Genomic DNA, 14,000 nt, shown 5'->3' on the forward strand with positions numbered 1-14,000 from the left:
TGGAGCTTCAGCTCTTAGTAATTGATGCGATCGAAGCAGAGCATAGTGCTAGCCCACGTAGCTAGATAATTTATTTTACAGAATATTATTCTGCAAACTTATTTTTATGATCATAACGATCGTAATGAATATCATCACTTACTAAATATTCGTAGATATCATCCACGATTTCAATTCCATTTTCTTCATAATTTTTTTCACGTGCACGTCCCCGTTCTCCAGGATAATTGACTTCTGTAAAACCAGGACTAGGGCTAATTTCTTTCAGCTCATCCAACATCGTTGAGATATTCTTTTTGAACGTATCTAAACCAATGAAAAAATCTGGATTGATCACGATATGAAGCTGACCTAATTCACGACCTTTAGATAAATCATGATACATGGAAGAAACGTGTTTGCCAAATGGCACGCCTAGTAAAATACCAGATAAGATATCTACCATCATCATTAAGCCATAGCCTTTAGGTCCGGCAATCGGCAACAGCGCATTAACAGCTGTAGAATCCGTTGTAGGATTTCCCTGCGCATCTACCGCCCAAGTAGCTGGAATGGCTTCTTTTTTAGAGCGGGCATGAAGAATCTTGCCCCAGGCCTGAACCGTTGTCGCCATATCGAACGTGATGACACGCTCGTCATTACTAGGTGCAGCAAAGGCAATTGGATTTGTTCCAAAGTAAGGTTCACTTCCTCCAAATGGTACAACCATTGGGTCAGATTGGCAAACAGAAAGTGCTACCATATCTTGTTCTGCTGCTCTTTCTACATAATAAGCAAGCGCTCCGCTATGAGAGATATTGCGGACTCCAACAACAGCCACTCCATTTTTCTTTGCCATTTCAATAGCTAGATCCATTGCTTTTTCTGCTGCAACAAAACCAGAACCATTATCGCCTTCAAACATACCACAGCTAGGTGCTGTTTGATTAAACGAAAAAGTAGGATTATTCGTTATTCCACCTTTTGCTATTCTTTCTGAATAATATTCTACACGCATCGCACCATGAGAATGAATTCCTCGTGCATCTGCAAATGTCAAAACATCACTCACGATTCCTGCATGTTCTTCTGACAATCCAGCTTTTTGAATTTTGTCTTTGATTAGTTGATGTAAATCCGCTTTTTTTACTCTCATTTTAAAACGCCTCCCTTTATTTAAGTGTTTGCTAAACCCACTTACATATAATGAACAACCTTCAATTTTTCAACATTTAAGTTAGATTTATTTCTTCTCACCAAAAGCATTTGTATTTTCATAGCGATCATAGTGAAGTGTATCGCTCTTTAAATAATCATAAATATCTTCTACGATATCAATACCCTCTGCCATTGATTTTTCATAGTTGATTTGATTGATTTCACCAGGATAATAGACTTGCTCAAATCCATCTGCTGCCGGAATCTCATGTAACTCTTCCACCATACCGTTCACTGATTCTTTGAACATCTCTAAGTCTGTGAAACGTTTTGGATCGATCAAAATGTACATTTGACCAACATTACGTCCTTTGCTTATATCGTCATACATAGAAGAAACGTGTTTGCCAAATGGTAATCCTAAAAGCATGCCAGATAAGATGTCTACCATCATCATCAAGCCGTAGCCCTTTGGTCCAGCAATTGGTAATAGTCCATTGACCTTATGAGGATCAGTTGTTGGTTTGCCGTCTTTATCCACTGCCCAAGTATCTGGGATTTCTTTATTTTTAGAACGAGCATCCAAAACTTTTCCCCAAGCTTGAACCGTAGTTGCCATGTCAAAAACGACTGGCTCGTGGCCTTTTCTTGGTGCTGCAAAGGCAATTGGATTTGTACCAAAATAGTTTTCTTTTCCACCAAATGGTACAACCATCGGATCCGATTGACACATTGCAATTGCGATCAAATCATGCTGAGCTGCTTTTTTCACATAGTAAGATAGCGCTCCGCTATGGCTGATTTTGGAAATCCCGACTGCTGCAACACCCGATTTTTTTGCCATATCAATGGCATAGCCAAGTCCAACATCCGCAACAAATTGACCTGCACCATTTTTACCGTGAACGATGCCCGAACTTGGTCCAGTTTCTTCAAATTCGATTTCGGGATCAAGCGTCACGCCGCCTTTATCGATTTGTTCCGCATAATACTCTACTCTAACGGCTCCATGTGAGTGGATGCCGCATGCATCTGCAAATACCAAATGTGTCGCCACTTCATCTGCATGTTCTGGTTTTAAACCAGCAGTTGTCAATTTTTTTTCGATCAAATCATGCAATTCTTCTGGTTTCACTACAACAGTTTCATTCATCCTTAAACTTCCTCTTCAAATTAAATTTCTGGATCTCGATTGCAATCTTTTGAATAAACGTACATTAAAGGCTCATCACGTCCTACAGCGTAAGCTGCTTGTTGCACATATGAACTCATAAAGATGTAATCGCCTTTTTCGACTGGCATCCATTCGTTATCCAAGTTATACATTCCTTGTCCAGAAAGTAGGTAAGCGCCGTGTTCTTGATAATGCGTTTCAATATAACCATGACTTGCTCCTGGTTCAAATGAAAGGATGTGGAAGTTCATATCAAAACCTAAATCTTTTGGTAAAAAATCCCATAAAAGAACATCTTTCATGCCTTCATATTCAATTGGTTCCATATCATTGACATTACCGACTACTTTATGTGCTTCATAGCCTTCTAATGGTTGATAACGTTTTTTGTATAAGAAAATTTCAGTATCCGCATCTTGCCCATTTTCCAAATACATTAATGTGCTAGCAGTAAGATAAGCATATCCACCTTTTGTTAATTCATGCGTCTCCGTACCATCATTGACTTTTAAAACACCATCGATCACATAAACAAGCGTTTCAACGCCTTCTCCACCAAAACCTCGTTGGTTTTTACCATCTTTGTGCATCGTGATAATATAATCAACAAAATTCGCACCTAATTGTTTAGAACCCAAAATTGAGCAATCACAATTTTCAAAACCTGGAATTACATTATTTACTAACCCATCATGAGGAATCAATGCGTAATTATTTTTTTTGATCACGGCTCTAGATGATAATAAACCATCTAGATAACCTGTTTGATTATTTTTATAGCCCATTTTTATTTTTCCTACTTTCTTTTATTTATAAGCTAATTCGTATAATGTGCTAGCTAAAACTTTGACACCGTTGACTAAATCATCGATATCTGTTGCTTCGGCTGGATTATGGCTGATACCATTGATACTTGGTACAAAAATCATCGCTGTTGGGAAATTTGGTGCGATGATTTGAGAATCATGTCCAGCTCCACTATGCATGACTTTGTATTTCATATTTTCAGCAATAGCAGCTGTTTCGATGGCTGTTACGATCTCTTCATTCATTGGAACTGGTGCTTCGTCCATCCATAAATCGATATCGATTTCTAAACCATGTTTCGCTGCAATATCTCTCATCAATTGTTCAATTTCTTGTGTAAATGCGTGAAGCTCATCGTTATCTGTATGGCGGCAATCCATTGTAAATAACACTTCTCCTGGAACAACGTTAACTGTATTAGGTTTTGGTTCTACTTTACCAAATGTTAACACAAGAGGATCGCCAACTTCTAATGCACGATCGATGGCTTCAGAACAAATTTTAGCAAAACCATAAACGGCATCTTTACGATAGCCCATCGGAGTAGTTCCCGCATGGTTTGCTTCACCTTTTAAGACAATCGTATAACGTCTTTGTCCAGCGATATTATTTACAACACCAATTTGTAATTGTTCTTTTTCTAGTACTGTTCCTTGTTCGATGTGGATTTCTACAAACGCTTTGATATCATCTCTCGCAGCTTTATTTTCATCTCTAAAGTCAAAACCATGACGTTGCATTTCTTCAACGAATTTCAAGCCTTCAAAGTCAGCGATTTCAATAACATCTTCTTTTTTCGCTTCACCGACAAAGTTCTTACTACCCCAGAATACTGTAGGGAAACGGCTACCTTCTTCTTCTGCCATTGAGATAACTTCTAATGAACGTTTTGGTTTGCCGTGTGTTTCAAGTAAATACTGAATTGCAACATATGCTGCAATGACACCAAATTGACCATCTAAGTTTCCCCCGTTAACAACAGTATCAATGTGAGAACCAGATAAAATTGTTTCTTCTGGATGGTCAGTTCCTTCTAATCTACCAAAGAGGTTACCGATCTCATCAAATGAAGCGGTCATGCCGATTGTTTCTAATTTTTCTTTTACAGATTTTTGCGCTTCCAACCAAGAATCAGAATACAATAAACGTGTCATCCCACCGGTTGGGTCGTTGCCAATACTTGATAAGTGATCGATATTTTCTTGTAAAACTTTTTTTAAGTCCATTTGATACATCTCCCTCTTTTATTATCATAATCATTGTAAGCGGTTGCCCGTTTTCATACACTATCCACATTTCACAAATTAACTCCTATCTTTGTGCGCATTAAACATAATAGCTGGTAGTATTTGAGTTAAAATAGAAATAAGTTAGTGAAATTATTTATATTCATAGGCTAATCTTTGAAAAAAAGATAGAATAGTAGTATGACTTAAAAGAGCCAAATTCATATTTTTCTGCCAAGCTTGAAAGGAACATTGCTTGTTGATATTGAAAAGTACACAATGTTCCATTATTACCTATTTAAGATTAGGAGGACTTTTTATGATAAAACAAACATTTCTTTATAATAATCTGGATGATTTAGATTTATCCATGACCTTTTACTCAAATCAAAATGATTCTTCTACTAAAGCCACACTCATCTACTTTCATGGCGGCGGACTTCTCTATGGAACTAGAGATGATTTACCAGAAACTTATTGCGAGCTCTTAACCAAAAATGGTTATAACTTGTTGACTGTTGATTATCCATTGGCACCTGAAGTCAAACTTCCTACTATTGTCACTTGCTTAAAAGAAGCAATTGATTGGTTCTTGAAAAATTACAAAACGATTTTGGGTCTAGAAAATTCAAATTACTTCCTTTTTGGCCGTTCTGCTGGTGGTTTTCTTACCTATTTATTATCTGCCCGTCATCGTTTCGAGGAGCAAAAAGGGCTGATCAGTTTTTATGGTTATTATGATTTGACTGATCCGACTTTCAGCCAGCCTAGCGGTTATTACAATCAATTTCCTAAGATTGCACCTTTAGCTGCTCAAGGGTTGATCCAATCTAGACCTATCACTGAAGTCTCTATTAATGAGCGCTTTTCACTTTATTTATCTGGTCGCCAATTTGGTAATTGGTTGAGTTATCTAGTCAATACGCCAAGTGAAAAAGAAGATTTTAGTCTAACCGAAACAGAACTTACTGAGCTTCCGCCTACATTTCTAGCTCATAGCTCAGCTGATCAAGATGTGCCAGTTGAAGCATCACGCATTGCCAGCAATAAAATCCTAAATGTTACGTATGAAGAAGTTGAAAATCTCCCTCATGATTTTGATGGTGATATAACTAAAAGTGAAGGGCTTCAAGTTTATCAAGCTCTGATTGCATGGCTTGATAAAACATTAACCTCTACTTGATTTTAACATAATCATGCTCTTCTATATAATATAGTAAAAAAAGACATTCCGGATTACTCAGGAATGTCTTTTAAAATTGCTTTTTATTTTTCAGTTGCAGTTTCAGTAATCACTTCTACTGCACGTTTCATGCGGATATCATGTTTTAACATGTCTTCTGTTAAGACTTTTTTAACTTGATCGATCGGCATATTGTATTGTTCAGATAACTCTTTGATTTCATTGTCCATATCTTCTTGAGATACTTCAATGTTTTCAGCTTTAGCGATTTCTTCGATCACAAGATTTGTTTTCGTACGAACTTCTGCTTCTGCTTCGAATTGTTTGTGCAAGTCAGCTTCTGTTGTTCCAGTTAATTGATAGTACATATCTGGAGCGATTCCTTGACGTTGCATGTTGTTTAAGAATTCATCCATTGAACGGTGAACTTCGTCATGTACCATTACATGTGGAAGATCAACGATTTCTGCATTATCAACAGCTTGACGGATCGCAGCTTCGTCTTTTGCTTCTGTTGCAGCAGTTTCTTTCGCTTCTGTTAATTCTTTACGGTATTTTTCTTTTAATTCGTCTAATGATTCTACTGAATCGTCAACGTCTTTTGCAAATTCATCATCTAAAGTTGGTAATTCTTTTGCTTTCACTTCGTGAACTTTCACTTGGAAAACAGCTTCTTTACCAGCTAAATCTTCTGCTTGGTAATCTTCTGGGAATGTTACTTTTACTTCAACATCTTCTCCAGCTTTTTTACCAACTAATTGTTCTTCAAAGCCAGGGATGAAAGAGTTAGAACCTAATTCAAGAGAATAGTTTTCACCTTTTCCGCCTTCAAAAGCTTCTCCGTCTTTGAATCCTTCAAAGTCGATTACGACAGTATCGCCATCAACAGCTGCTTCGTCTTCTTTGATTACTAGTTCAGCTTGCGCTTCTAATTCACGTTGGATGCGTGCATCTACGTCTTCGTCTGTTACTTCACGGTCTTGTTTTTCAACTGTTAAGTTTTTGTATTCGCCTAATTTAACTTCAGGTTTTACAGTCACTTCAGCCGTCACAACCCAATCTTCACCTTTATTCATGCTTTCAACATCAATTTTAGGTTGAGCTACAGGGTCGATTCCAGCTTCTTTAACAGCTGCTTCGTATACTTCTGGTAAAACTGCGTTCAAAGCATCTTCATACAATGCTTCTTCGCCGTACATACGGTTGAATACCTGACGTGACACTTTTCCTTTACGGAATCCTGGAACGTTAAGATTTTTTTTGACTTTATCGAATGCTTGTTTCAAGCCTTTTTCAATTAGAGTTTGATCAACTGAAAAAGTTAACACACCATCATTGGTGCCTTTTTTTTCAAATTTCGCAGACATTTGTTTCCCTCCGAATAACTTAATTTTATACATGAATTTATGCTATGCATACCTTTAAATAGTACACTATAGCTTGGTAAATGTAAACATTTTAGGTGAGAAGAATGTGAAGAAAATAAAGTTTTCTGTGATCTGCTTTGAAATTTATTATTTCAGCTACATAAAATAGCTCGCTTAGTTGTTAAATTAACGAAAGAGCTTCTTTCCCTCCATTACAACCATTATTAATTAAACAACGTATCATGTAGTTTTTTAGCATAGCCATCCGTCATATTACAGACAAAATCAACTGCCATCTTCAAGCGGTAATACTCTTTATCTGATTCTGAACAACCTTCTGTTTCTCTCTTGTACAACTCTTCTGCGCTTCTAGGTAAGTTGTTGAATAATCGTTCTTCATATTTGTTCATCGGTTCTTTATCATATTTCAAGACAACAGGGACAAATTCATCTAATAGTCGATTGATAATGTTAAACCCCAGAACTTCTTGATCTAATATAGTCTTTGTCTGAAAAATGTGTTCATAAGAGAATTCTTTTAACGCATGAAAACATTTTACTTCATCACACTCTTCATTTTTTCAGCAAAATCATTTAGAAGCTTCTCTATTCCAGGTTTTTCATCAATAGTCAAGAATGGTTGCTTATCACTTTGATATCCTCCTATAGAGTCACTTACAATAGGACTTTCAGCCTCAATCTCTTGTATATCTACTATTGGCTCAGTAACATCTGCTTCCGTTTCAAGAAATATAGCAGCCTGATTCTCTTCTTGAAGGTTGCTTTCTTGTTTACCATTGCATAATAAATCTGAAAATGATCGTTGGTCACCATTTAAACTATATAATATAAAAAAGCTCACCCAGTTCAAAAACTAAATGTATTAAAAACTATACTATTTATTTTGATTGTTGAAACATTTTTTTTAACCGAGAAACAACTCCTTCTACAAGTTAAATACTTTCTCATTTCTCAACCAATTTTTTAAAGACTTGATCATACTTATTCATAAAAAAGTCTATATCATCAGACAATCTATTAGGAACATTTTCTAATTTGATCGCTAAAGATTTTTCTAATGTGACTTGTCCATCACGAATAATAAAATCTAGTCTATCACCTTCATTTAGAGACAATACTTGGATTACTTCTTTAGGCAAAGATGTGATATATATACTGCCATTCTTTCTTATTTGTTTAGATTTTCTTATTGTTTCAGTCATTTTTAGTTCCTTCCTGATCTTATTTATCAACGTTACACTCTTCCAACTTTCTCAACTTCAAAAAAATATTTTTCTCTCATGATATAATAACCTTAAATTAGATACTCTAAAACAAGAAGGTGATAAATCATGAAACTAAACAGAATGTTTGAAATCGTCTATCTTCTACTCGAAAGAAAAAAGATTACAGCCAACGAGTTAGCTAGCTATTTTGAAGTCTCAAAAAGAACGATCCTACGTGATATAGAAGCCTTGTCTATCGCAGGTATTCCAATCTATACTTCTAAAGGTAAAGGCGGAGGTATTTCACTACTTGATAATTATGTACTAAACAAAACCATTATTTCAACAGATGAACAAGATCAAATTCTCTTTGCCCTTCAAAGTTTAGCTACGACGCAGCATTTAGATTCTGCAGACATTTTATCAAAGCTACAAGCACTATTTAGAAAAACAGACACTAACTGGATTGAAGTAGATTTTTCTCGTTGGGGCAAAACCGATCCAGACAATAAAAAATTTGAATTTTTGAAAAACGCTGTTCTTTCAGAAAAAGTTATTTCTTTTACTTATGCGAACTCTTATGGATCGACGAGTTTAAAAACAGTTTACCCATTAAAATTACTCTTTAAATCTAAAGCTTGGTATCTTCAAGCCTATTGTACAATAAATCAAAATTATAGAACATATAAAATCAATAGAATGATTCATATGAAAATACTCGATGAATTTTTTTCTAGGAAAAATTTTACAGTTCCAACGCTTGAAGAAGAAACTAGCTCAGCTCTGTTGCACTTAACACTTTTATTCTCAAAAGAGAGTGCTTTTAGAGTATATGATGAGTTTAATGTAAGTGATAGTCAAAAAAACAAAGATGGATCCCTTCTTGTGGATACACAATTACCAGAAGACGATTGGTTATACTCCTTTCTCCTATCTCTAGGCGCTTCAGTTAAAGTTATTTCACCGTCACATGTGAAAAAAAAGTTACTCACTCATATTGAAGCAATGAAGAAAAATTATTTAGATATATAAGGTGACAGATAGTTGTCACCTTATATATGATACTATGAGGGTACAAACACAAAGGAGCGTGAGCACCATGTCAAGACCTACAACAAAAATAGATTTGATCACAACAGCAGACGAACAGTTTTCAACATTATGGCAACTTATTGATTCTATGGATGATAAAAAGCAGAATGCCGTATTTGTATTTAATGAAGAGTTTTTAAAAAAAAGAAAAGAAGCCCATTGGCAACGGGATCAGAATTTGCGAGATGTCTTGATCCATTTATATGAATGGCATCAGTTGCTCTTAAACTGGGTAACATCTAATCAAAAAGGAGAAGCAAAACCATTCATACCTGCTCCATATAATTGGAGAACTTATGGTAAACTCAATGAAGAGTTTATCGAAAAACACCAAAATACATCCTTAAATGAAGCAAAGCAACTCCTTAAAAATAGCCATACTGATGTTTTAAAAATGATTGAAGCTTTTACGAGTGAAGAGTTATTTGCAAAAAATACTCTTCCTTGGACTGGAACTTCTACCCTAGGAAGTTATTGTGTTTCTGCAACTTCTAGTCACTATGAATGGGCGATAAAAAAAATTAGAAAGCATATCAAATCGCCAGAAAAATAATTGTACAAAAAATATACTAGGATTAAAGGGCAGAGTCATCCGTCGATGCGTTTCCCCTTAAATCTTAGTATATTTTAAAATAACCCCATCCTGTTGTATGCTCATTTTCTTTTGATTGAAGGCACAACTTTCAAAACCTCATCTACCTAAAAAACTGCTTGATCACTCGTAAAATGAAACTTCCCCATCGTGGTATAAATAATTAACTTTGTACTAGTTGACCGCCCACCATATTGTGTTCTATGCGAACTAACCTGTGCTTTTATATTGGTAATTTGTCCTTTTTTAATAAGTATTTCTTCTTTATTTATCCAAAGCTTTATGAAACTTTGACCAGATAAAATTCTAACTCTCTTAGAAAATAATTTTTTATACAGCCTTTCAAACAACGAACTAAAAACAAACCAACTTACTAAAAAACTTATTACAAACGCAACTGGTTCGTATTCTGTATCTAAGAAACGATTTGTTGTACTACTTGTTGCAATAACGATTAACATAAAGCAACTAACTATGAAAAGAACAAACACCGTCTTTTTCACAATACTGTACTTAAAAAAATTAAAATCAGCTTCTAAAAGAAGTCTCATTCGTTTACCCATTTAAAATTCTCCTTCTTCTTATATAGTATAAAAAATTTGCGTGAAATCTAGATAAATTCAATAATGATGGCATAAATTGCTTCATCACTTAATTGAGAAAAAAGACAGAATATTCAAAAACCAGTTGACACCAAACTCTTTTTTATAATATTATTCTTGTATAAAATAAGAAAAGATGTTTTTATCGTGAAAAATTTATTTGTCGTTTGTTGTTGTTACGATTGGTCTTACTTTTATTCCTATATCTACGAATGCTGAAGAAATCGGTGGTTGGTCAGAAGAAGACGGTAACTATTTAAACCCACATGTAATCCTAACTCGTGCTGCTGTTAATCATAGAGGCAAAAGAGAAAACACAGTCATCTCCGGAAACACTGCATACAGAGCTCATGGCTGGACAACCTGGAAAGGGGTTTACCACTATACTACTGCTCGAATGGAAAAACACCGTGGCGGGACTGTTTTAACCACTTCCAATCGAAAATATGGTTGGAACGGAACTGAAGCTGCTTCACCTTGGTACAGAATTTCAAACGGTGAAGATACAGCTGCTGCAAGAACTTATTATGGAAGATAAAATTCTCATCGCTACAATTTAGATATCACCAAAAAGCTATTGATGTTAGGATAGTTATTTTCCCTAACACAATAGCTTTTACTATAATTAGTATTAACTAGTAAACGTGAGGTGGCCAATGAAAAAACAACGATTCTTAATCTCAAATTTATTGATCCTCTGCACTTATTTATTGCTTATATTTGTCAACGAATATCAAAGACAGCAGGATAAATTATTTTTTGAGAGCAATGATTTGTATTCAAAAGATCATCTATTTGTAAAAGAGACATTCCAAACAATAGTTGAAGACAAATTCAAAGCCTCAGCCGATCTTAGCGTGTTTATTCCTCTAGAAAGTAAAAATAATGACGAAGTACGAGGATACTTTTCAAAAAATTATTCTGAGCAATATTTTCCGATAAAAAATGGCTCTTTTTTCTCAACATCTAATTCTAAAGAAGCTTTAATTGGGAAAGATGTTGCTACTATTTCAGAAAATAATTGCACATATTATCAGTACAACAACGAAAAATATAAAGTTATTGGCTATTTAGGTCTTACGAACCCTAGTTTTTTAGATAATTCTGTATTAATCAACGATTCCTCTCTTTTCAGCATGCCAACCACTTACCTAGCTATTGATGGTAGAAAAATTAATACTATTTACCAAGATACATTTGGGAAAAATGATTCCTATCAAAAGAATATGGGATTAGATAGAAAAGTAAATAGTGATTATTTTTCTCCTCTTATTTATTCCCTGACACTATTTATAATAATTATGAGTACAGTTTTAATTGCTTATCTTATTTTTACTGATTTAAAAAAAGAAAATTGTATTAAGTATATCTTAGGTACATCTACATTTACAAAATATAAATCGAATTTGTTTTATTTACTGTCTACTTGCATCATTCCTGTATTTTTTTGTTTACTGATTTTACCTTTGTTTAAAATCATTTCCATTCAGTATTTCTTTATTTTCAAATTTCTTTTTATTCATCTGTTATTGATGTGTTTTAGCTTCACATGCTTCTTCATCAAAGACGAAAGGAGCAATTTAAATGGAGTTATTCTATAATTTCAAAAAAAATGGTTTTCTTATTTTATTAAAAACTACTATTCTTGCTGTCTTTTTCATGCTCATCTATCTATTTTTGTTATTTACTGTAAATATGAATCTAGAACTAAACAGTAATCTTGATGAGGCTTCCAATAAAGAACTATATACATTAACCGATACACTAACTGAACCTGATGCTTTTTATAACTTCAGGCAATCAAAAGAATTATTATCTACTGTGAAATCATTCTATGAAAAGCTAAATACAAACAAAAACATAGATTTTATTTCCTCCTTTGATCAGCCTCTACAAATAGAAAACTTTAAAGGAACAATAGAATTCAATGAAGCATATGGGACTGATACAGAGATCATTGGTAATTATATTGATCCAATGACTAAAAAAGAAGTTTTTGATGCCAAATCCTTTCAAGTCAGTAAAAATTTCTTTGATTACTATAATCTTGAAACTGAAAATGAGGCTTTATTTCCTTGGAATGACATAAACATAGATAATCATACATTACCGGTATTGTTAGGTTCAAATTATAAAAAGAGTTACAGTTTGGGTGAAACCATTAAAGGAAGTTTCTATTTAAAGCCATTTGATTTTAAAATAATTGGTTTCTTAAAGGAAAATACCTCTGTGTTTTATAAAAATGATTTGAACAAATACTTAGATGACTATATTATTGTTCCTTATCCTGAAAAATTAGGAAATGTATCTAATGAAAATAAGGAATTTGTTGGTATGCTCTATTTTGCCATGCTAAATGGAGATATCAGCGTAAAACAAAACAAAGGCCTAGACTACTTGACTAAACAGCTCTCAAGCATAGCAAAAGAAACTGGATTTTATGACTACACTTTACTTGGAGTACCAACCTTTACTCTGCAATACAATAGAATGTATGAATTAATCAATTACAATAAAACATTATTGATCTCAATATTTCTTTGTATCACAATTTGTCTTTTAGCCATCGTACATTTTCTAACGTATAGGATGTACTTACACAGACAAAGCAGATATTACCTATCCTATGCTAACGGCGAATCGATCAAACAATTAAATACTTTAATCGTATTAGATGTAACTGTTGGAAATGTTTTGTTATTCGTAATCTTCGTTATCTTTTACTTTCTATTTTCCATTCAAATTCGTCTGTTTTTCCTTAGTATAGTTGTTGGCATGTTTCTGTTTTCACTGCTGGATATTGGATTGATGAACTATTTTCTAAATAAAGATATACGCTCTAGTTTTAATGATTTCTACTGATAGGAGTTGATTTACTTGATTCAATTACAGGATATACAAAAGAAAATACCGCAAACAAATGTATTACTTTTCGATAATTTGAACTTTGCATTGAATAATCATCAGTCTGTAGCTATTCAAGGACGAAGTGGTTCTGGAAAAACAACATTATTAAAAATATTAGCTGGCTTTGATACTAGATATACTGGTCTTTATAAATTTAATGGTCTCATTGTTAGCAAAGACCCGAAAAAAAACATAAAGTTTAGAAAAGACAATATTGGTATTATCACGCAAAATTACAATTTATTGTATGATAGAAACATTCAAGCCAATATTCAACTTGGATTAACAGAAAAATCTAGAAACTCAACAAAAGAAATTAAAGAAATATTGAGTTTAGTAGGACTGTCTAAATATAGCACGAAAAAAATTTCTGAAATCTCTGGTGGGGAAGCGCAAAGAGTTGCTATAGCGAGAGCACTTATTAAAAAACCAAAAATCCTGTTGGCTGATGAACCCACTGGTGCTTTAGACGAACAAACTGAACTAGAGATTCTTGATTTGTTTAAAACTATTCAAGCTCTAGGAACCAAATTGATTATGGTTACCCATAGTGATGCTGTAGCTAATGTTTGCGACGGAAAATATGTATTAGAAAATAAGAGATTAATTTGACACTACATATCATTACGGGTTTCTGAGATTTAAAATAAAATTATGGAACATAGCAAGAACTATGTTCCATAATTT

The 14,000-nt window shown here is 34.0% G+C and carries 16 protein-coding genes; 7 read left to right on the forward strand and 9 right to left on the reverse strand.

Annotation, left to right across the window (positions count from 1 at the left end; all coding sequences use genetic code 11):
• Positions 1 to 85 precede the first annotated feature (85 nt).
• The 4 genes from allD (BCR21_RS04825) to allC all read right to left on the reverse strand — a co-directional run bounded on the left by allD (BCR21_RS04825) (position 86) and on the right by allC (position 4,344).
• Positions 86 to 1,135, reverse strand: a complete 1,050-nt coding sequence (gene allD / locus BCR21_RS04825) for an ureidoglycolate dehydrogenase (protein ID WP_069645356.1) — start codon at positions 1,133 to 1,135, stop codon at positions 86 to 88.
• Between the two features lie 87 nt (positions 1,136 to 1,222).
• A complete protein-coding gene (allD, locus tag BCR21_RS04830; protein WP_069645357.1) occupies positions 1,223 to 2,290 on the reverse strand; it encodes an ureidoglycolate dehydrogenase in 1,068 nt (355 codons plus the stop codon).
• A 20-nt stretch (positions 2,291 to 2,310) separates the two neighbouring features.
• The gene (allE, locus tag BCR21_RS04835; protein ID WP_069645358.1) at positions 2,311 to 3,096 is read right to left on the reverse strand and encodes a (S)-ureidoglycine aminohydrolase; all 786 of its coding nucleotides are present in this window, start codon (positions 3,094 to 3,096) and stop codon (positions 2,311 to 2,313) included.
• A gap of 21 nt (positions 3,097 to 3,117) precedes the next feature.
• Complete coding sequence (gene allC / locus BCR21_RS04840; protein ID WP_069645359.1) at positions 3,118 to 4,344, reverse strand: allantoate deiminase; 1,227 nt, start codon at positions 4,342 to 4,344, stop codon at positions 3,118 to 3,120.
• Positions 4,345 to 4,663: 319 nt separating this feature from the next.
• Between allC and BCR21_RS04845 the strand changes: the two genes are divergently transcribed.
• Complete coding sequence (locus BCR21_RS04845; protein ID WP_069645360.1) at positions 4,664 to 5,527, forward strand: alpha/beta hydrolase; 864 nt, start codon at positions 4,664 to 4,666, stop codon at positions 5,525 to 5,527.
• A gap of 83 nt (positions 5,528 to 5,610) precedes the next feature.
• Here BCR21_RS04845 and tig read toward each other — a convergent pair whose 3' ends face one another.
• The 4 genes from tig to BCR21_RS04865 form a co-directional block, all read right to left on the reverse strand.
• Positions 5,611 to 6,894, reverse strand: coding sequence for a trigger factor (gene tig, locus BCR21_RS04850; RefSeq protein WP_069645361.1), 1,284 nt, complete (start codon positions 6,892 to 6,894; stop codon positions 5,611 to 5,613).
• A gap of 224 nt (positions 6,895 to 7,118) precedes the next feature.
• The gene (locus BCR21_RS16590) at positions 7,119 to 7,304 is read right to left on the reverse strand and encodes a hypothetical protein (RefSeq protein ID WP_069645362.1); all 186 of its coding nucleotides are present in this window, start codon (positions 7,302 to 7,304) and stop codon (positions 7,119 to 7,121) included.
• Positions 7,305 to 7,450: 146 nt separating this feature from the next.
• Complete coding sequence (locus tag BCR21_RS17190; protein WP_069645363.1) at positions 7,451 to 7,756, reverse strand: hypothetical protein; 306 nt, start codon at positions 7,754 to 7,756, stop codon at positions 7,451 to 7,453.
• Between the two features lie 103 nt (positions 7,757 to 7,859).
• Positions 7,860 to 8,117, reverse strand: coding sequence for an AbrB/MazE/SpoVT family DNA-binding domain-containing protein (locus BCR21_RS04865; protein WP_069645364.1), 258 nt, complete (start codon positions 8,115 to 8,117; stop codon positions 7,860 to 7,862).
• Positions 8,118 to 8,246: 129 nt separating this feature from the next.
• On the opposite strand from BCR21_RS04865, the gene BCR21_RS04870 reads away from it, so the two are divergent.
• Both BCR21_RS04870 and BCR21_RS04875 read left to right on the forward strand, forming a co-directional pair.
• Positions 8,247 to 9,152 carry a helix-turn-helix transcriptional regulator gene (locus BCR21_RS04870; RefSeq protein WP_069645365.1) on the forward strand — a complete coding sequence of 302 codons (906 nt, stop codon included), beginning with the start codon at positions 8,247 to 8,249 and terminating at the stop codon, positions 9,150 to 9,152.
• A 67-nt stretch (positions 9,153 to 9,219) separates the two neighbouring features.
• Positions 9,220 to 9,765, forward strand: coding sequence for a ClbS/DfsB family four-helix bundle protein (locus tag BCR21_RS04875; RefSeq protein ID WP_069645366.1), 546 nt, complete (start codon positions 9,220 to 9,222; stop codon positions 9,763 to 9,765).
• 146 nt (positions 9,766 to 9,911) lie between these two features.
• Here the strand turns inward: BCR21_RS04875 and BCR21_RS04880 are convergent, their stop codons facing one another.
• A complete protein-coding gene (locus BCR21_RS04880) occupies positions 9,912 to 10,367 on the reverse strand; it encodes a hypothetical protein (protein ID WP_069645367.1) in 456 nt (151 codons plus the stop codon).
• A 199-nt stretch (positions 10,368 to 10,566) separates the two neighbouring features.
• On the opposite strand from BCR21_RS04880, the gene BCR21_RS04885 reads away from it, so the two are divergent.
• The 4 genes from BCR21_RS04885 to BCR21_RS04900 all read left to right on the forward strand — a co-directional run bounded on the left by BCR21_RS04885 (position 10,567) and on the right by BCR21_RS04900 (position 13,925).
• A complete protein-coding gene (locus tag BCR21_RS04885) occupies positions 10,567 to 10,944 on the forward strand; it encodes a hypothetical protein (protein WP_240488062.1) in 378 nt (125 codons plus the stop codon).
• A gap of 118 nt (positions 10,945 to 11,062) precedes the next feature.
• Entirely contained in the window at positions 11,063 to 12,007 is a 945-nt protein-coding gene (locus tag BCR21_RS04890; RefSeq protein WP_069645368.1) for a hypothetical protein, read from the forward strand.
• Positions 11,991 to 13,268, forward strand: a complete 1,278-nt coding sequence (locus tag BCR21_RS04895; protein ID WP_069645369.1) for a hypothetical protein — start codon at positions 11,991 to 11,993, stop codon at positions 13,266 to 13,268. Before BCR21_RS04890 ends, BCR21_RS04895 begins: the two co-directional genes overlap by 17 nt.
• Positions 13,269 to 13,283: 15 nt before the next feature.
• Entirely contained in the window at positions 13,284 to 13,925 is a 642-nt protein-coding gene (locus BCR21_RS04900; protein ID WP_069645370.1) for an ABC transporter ATP-binding protein, read from the forward strand.
• Positions 13,926 to 14,000 lie beyond the last annotated feature (75 nt).

Source organism: Enterococcus ureasiticus (assembly GCF_001730285.1).
GTDB classification, from domain to species: Bacteria; Bacillota; Bacilli; order Lactobacillales; family Enterococcaceae; genus Enterococcus_L; species Enterococcus_L ureasiticus.

Bases quoted from the DNA above. Each gene is read 5' to 3' on its own strand.
- BCR21_RS04880 (WP_069645367.1), bottom strand. From the start codon at position 10,367: ATGGGTAAACGAATGAGACTTCTTTTAGAAGCTGATTTTAATTTTTTT.
- BCR21_RS04895 (WP_069645369.1), top strand. From the start codon at position 11,991: ATGGAGTTATTCTATAATTTCAAAAAAAATGGTTTTCTTATTTTATTA.
- BCR21_RS04890 (WP_069645368.1), top strand. From the start codon at position 11,063: ATGAAAAAACAACGATTCTTAATCTCAAATTTATTGATCCTCTGCACT.
- allD (WP_069645356.1), bottom strand. From the start codon at position 1,135: ATGAGAGTAAAAAAAGCGGATTTACATCAACTAATCAAAGACAAAATT.
- BCR21_RS04875 (WP_069645366.1), top strand. From the start codon at position 9,220: ATGTCAAGACCTACAACAAAAATAGATTTGATCACAACAGCAGACGAA.
- BCR21_RS04865 (WP_069645364.1), bottom strand. From the start codon at position 8,117: ATGACTGAAACAATAAGAAAATCTAAACAAATAAGAAAGAATGGCAGT.
- allD (WP_069645357.1), bottom strand. From the start codon at position 2,290: ATGAATGAAACTGTTGTAGTGAAACCAGAAGAATTGCATGATTTGATC.
- BCR21_RS04870 (WP_069645365.1), top strand. From the start codon at position 8,247: ATGAAACTAAACAGAATGTTTGAAATCGTCTATCTTCTACTCGAAAGA.
- BCR21_RS16590 (WP_069645362.1), bottom strand. From the start codon at position 7,304: ATGAACAAATATGAAGAACGATTATTCAACAACTTACCTAGAAGCGCA.
- allC (WP_069645359.1), bottom strand. From the start codon at position 4,344: ATGGACTTAAAAAAAGTTTTACAAGAAAATATCGATCACTTATCAAGT.
- BCR21_RS04845 (WP_069645360.1), top strand. From the start codon at position 4,664: ATGATAAAACAAACATTTCTTTATAATAATCTGGATGATTTAGATTTA.
- tig (WP_069645361.1), bottom strand. From the start codon at position 6,894: ATGTCTGCGAAATTTGAAAAAAAAGGCACCAATGATGGTGTGTTAACT.
- allE (WP_069645358.1), bottom strand. From the start codon at position 3,096: ATGGGCTATAAAAATAATCAAACAGGTTATCTAGATGGTTTATTATCA.